At 61.8% G+C, this 3,691-nt stretch carries 5 protein-coding genes; 2 read left to right on the top strand and 3 right to left on the bottom strand.

Translation table 11 applies throughout. The annotated features are described in order from the left end of the window. Positions 1-74: 74 nt before the first annotated feature. Positions 75-1,868: a protein-disulfide reductase DsbD gene (locus AAC083_RS03860; RefSeq protein ID WP_108535852.1), complete on the bottom strand. Its 1,794-nt coding sequence runs from the start codon at positions 1,866-1,868 to the stop codon at positions 75-77. Continuing rightward, positions 1,865-2,182 carry a divalent-cation tolerance protein CutA gene (gene cutA, locus AAC083_RS03855; RefSeq protein WP_042033792.1) on the bottom strand — a complete coding sequence of 106 codons (318 nt, stop codon included), beginning with the start codon at positions 2,180-2,182 and terminating at the stop codon, positions 1,865-1,867. The genes AAC083_RS03860 and cutA overlap by 4 nt, the downstream gene beginning before the upstream one ends. 193 nt (positions 2,183-2,375) lie before the next feature. On the opposite strand from cutA, the gene AAC083_RS03850 reads away from it, so the two are divergent. After that, complete coding sequence (locus AAC083_RS03850) at positions 2,376-2,717, top strand: hypothetical protein (protein WP_181364635.1); 342 nt, start codon at positions 2,376-2,378, stop codon at positions 2,715-2,717. Between the two features lie 95 nt (positions 2,718-2,812). On the opposite strand, the gene AAC083_RS03845 is transcribed toward AAC083_RS03850, so the two are convergent. Further along, on the bottom strand, positions 2,813-3,250 hold the full coding sequence (locus AAC083_RS03845) for a PACE efflux transporter (protein WP_042033790.1): 438 nt from the start codon (positions 3,248-3,250) through the stop codon (positions 2,813-2,815). A gap of 136 nt (positions 3,251-3,386) precedes the next feature. Here AAC083_RS03845 and AAC083_RS03840 point away from each other — a divergent pair. After that, on the top strand, positions 3,387-3,691 hold a 305-nt coding region (locus tag AAC083_RS03840), incomplete at its 3' end, for a LysR family transcriptional regulator (RefSeq protein WP_146181569.1).

Here is a 3,691-nt window from a genome sequence, read left to right as displayed (position 1 = left end):
ATCATATACAAGGGATTGCCAGAAAAATCAGCGGTTAACCGTTGGGCCCTGGCGTGAGGCCGGGCCAGCTGTTTTCAGCGCAACTTGTCGAGCTGACCCAAAAACTCGGCCGGCCCCATAAAGCCCGTCACCCGCTGGCCGCTCACTTCGTTGCCGGCGCGATCGAAGAAGATCAGGGTCGGCAGCCCCAGCACGTTGAGGCCGTTGAGCAGTTCCACATCGGCATCGTCGTTGGCGGTGACGTCCGCCTGCAGCAGCACCATCTGGCCGAAGCGCTCGCGCACTGCCGGGTCGCTAAAGGTCTTGTGTTCGAACTCCTTGCAGGCCACACACCAGTCGGCATAGAGGTCCAGCAGCACCGGCTTGCCGCGGGCGGCGGCCAGCTGCACCTTGAGATCATCCTGGGTCTTGATACGGATAAACTGGGGCGCCTGGGCCTCGGAGCTGGCCTTGACGCCGGGTTCGGGCAGCAGCAGGTCCTTGCCCACCACCACGGCACTGATCATCACTAGCAAGAGTACGAAGCCGCGCAGGCTGCGACCCACGGAGTGACTCTGATGCTGGTTGTGGTGATAGAGATAGCCGCACAGTACCAATCCCCAGCCCAGCCATACCAGAGCGGCCATCTGATCGCTCCACAGCCGTGACAGCAGCAGTATGGGCACCGCCAGCAGCGCAAAGCCAAAGAGTTGCTTGATCATATCCATCCAGGCACCGGCCTTGGGCAGCAGCTTGCCGCCCGAGGTGCCGAGCAGCAGCAGCGGCAGCCCCATCCCCAGCGACAGGGCATAGAGAGCCGCACCGCCGAGCCAGAGATCGCCGCTCTGGGCCACGTAGATCAGCGCCCCCGAGAGCGGCGCCGTGGTGCAAGGGGAGCAGACCAGGCCGGAGATCATCCCCATGATGCCGACCCCGGGTAGCGAGCCACCCTGCTGGCGGTTGGAGAGGCCGGACAGCCGGGTTTGCAGGCTGCTCGGCAGTTGCAGGGTGTAGAGCCCGAACATGGAGAGTGCCAGCAGCACGAACATGACGGAGAGCCCGATCAGCACATAGGGGTGCTGCAGCGCCGCCTGGAATTTCAAGCCCGCCGACGCTACCACCAGTCCGAGCAGGGTATAGGTCACCGCCATCCCTTGCACATAGACGAAGGAGAGCAGGAAGGCGCGGCGGGTGGAGAGACGATGACCCGCCCCGGCTATGATGCCGGTCAGTATGGGGTACATGGGGAAGACGCAGGGGGTGAAGGCGAGCCCCAGCCCCAGCGCGAAGAAGACGGCGATGCTGAGCCAGAATCCCTGGCTGCCGAGGGCGGCGGCCAGCTGATCCTGCTGGCTGCTGGCAGGGGGGCTGGCGGCTTCAGCCATGCTGGTCTGCGCGACATCGTGGGTGCTGGCCACAAGGGGCTGCACCGCAATCTGCTTGTCGGTGGGCGGGTAGCAGAGACCGTCGGTGCAGCCCTGATAGCTGACGGTGAGGCTGGCCTGCTGGCCCGCCTCGGTCAGGGTGACGGGGATCTGCCCCTCCCGGTAGTAGACCCGGGTCTTGCCGAAGAAGTCATCCTGATGCTCGGTCCCTGCGGGCAAGACGGGTTCGCTGAAGGCGAGGTTCTCGCCCTGGAAGCGGAAGCTGTGGCGGTAGAGGTAGTAGTCATCGGCGATGCGCAGGGTCAGCAGCAACTGGTTGCCCTGCTGTTCACTCTCGAGGACGAAGGCGTCGTCGGCTTTCAGAAACTTGGGCTGGGCGTTGGCCTCGATGCCGAGGGCGCTCAGCAGACTGTCACTGCCGGCCTGAACCGGCGTCGCACTCAGCGTGGACAGCAGCAGAGCAGAGAGCACAAGCAGGGGGGAGAGCAGGCGAGACAGTGTCATGAGGTTTCCTGTGTTAACCAGTCGAGATAGGGCTGATGGCCCTGGCTTGTCGGGAGTGCCAGGATCTCCGGCACCTCATAGGGGTGATGGCTGAGGATGCATAGGCGCAAGAGTTCGAACAGGGAGGCCCGCGACTTGATGATGAGCTGGATCTCCCGTGCCCGTTCTATCTTCCCCTGCCAGCGATAGACGGAGGTGAGACCGGGCAGCTGATTGATGCAGGCCGCCAGCCGCTGGTTCAGCAGGTGTTCGCTGATGAGGTCGGCACTGGCCTCATCCGGGCAGGTGCACAGCACCAGAATGGCATCTGTCATGGTGAAATTTCTCGTCTGTGCGGGGCGGTCAGGCGCCCGTAAACCAGTGGCTACTATACCTAGCGACGGGGCAAATAGCATCTGACGGCCTTTATCGGCTCGACATGCAAATAAGTGGGGGGCATGAGATAGACGCTGTCAAACGGACAGGGCAGAATGAGCGGGCTTGTTCCCATTCGACGTAAGGAAATGTATGACCCAACAGAATGAGCAGCAGAGAAACCGCATGTTGAGCCTGTTGCGCGAAGGTGAGCGCCGTATGTTGGTGCAACTGGCTGGTCTGCTGCGTACCAGTGCCGATGAAATCAATGCCGAACTGGAAAAAGAGGAGCTGCTGGCTGCCCTGGAGCAACCCGTCACGGTGGAGTATCTCAACGGCGTGGTGCAACACCATCTGTTCGAGCGTCTGCACAAGGGTGACATGGTGGCTGCCCAGCGCCTGCTGAACCAGTACCAGAGCGACCTTGAGGCCATGCTGACCCAGGAGTCGGCCGAGGCAGATGTCCCGACCGAAGCGCTGAAGGCGCAAGCCTGAGCGCTGCGGCAGGCCCGACTGGCTTGCCCTCCTCCAGCACCATCATGCCAGTCGCATGATGGTGCCTCGTTGTCCCTGCCCTGTTTTCCTGTCGCTTAACCCAGTGCGTTCTGCTGCACCTGACCCGGTATCGGGAACACCTTGTCATAGCTCCAGTTGTAGATGAAGGCGTAGACCAGGTAAAACAGCACGAAGCCCAGATCCAGCACCAGCGCTTCCAGCATACTGACGCTCAGCCACCAAGACATGACCGGCAGCGCGACGATCAGCAGACCGCCCTCAAAGCCGAAGGTGTGCAGCACCCGCTGCCACAGGGTCTTGTGGGTATGGCCCTGATACTTCAGCAACAGCTTGTCGACCCCGATGTTGTAGACGTAGTTCCAGACGGTGGCGAGCACCGAGAAGAACAATGCCAGCGGTCCCATATGGTGGAGTCCTACGCCAGTGATCCAGCTTGCCAGGGGGGCCGCGATCAGCAGACCAATCAGTTCAAAGCCAATGGCGTGGCGCAGGCGGTCACGGGTATTACGCATGGTCTGTCTCTCTATCTATCTGTGTCGGAGTGTCGATGGTGGCCAATTTATCGCGAATTTCTGATAGGTTCACGTTAGTATCTATCGTTAAAATAGATGGATTGGTGTGCAATCAGGTCATGACAGGAGCAACTGGATGAACCCCTCGCTGGAACAACTCAAGGCGCTGCTGGCGGCGGCAGAGACGGGCTCCTTCTCGGCGGCGGCCCGCAAGCTGGGCAAGTCGCAGTCCGTGGTCAGCACCGCCATCGCCAACCTGGAGATAGATCTTGGGCTGGCGCTGTTTGATCGCTCGGCCCGCTATCCCGTGCTGACGGAGGCGGGCACCCGCATCCACCAGGAAGCCAGCATCTTGCTGGCCCAAAGCGAGCGATTGCAGGCGATTGCCGGGGAGCTGGCCGCAGGCATAGAGTCGCGGCTCACCCTGGCCATCGACGATGA

The organism is Aeromonas sp. HMWF014, assembly GCF_963878295.1.
Lineage (GTDB): Bacteria > Pseudomonadota > Gammaproteobacteria > Enterobacterales > Aeromonadaceae > Aeromonas > Aeromonas popoffii.
The sequence above is the reverse complement of the archived record's forward strand: the minus strand, read 5'-3'. Positions and strand labels throughout refer to the sequence as shown.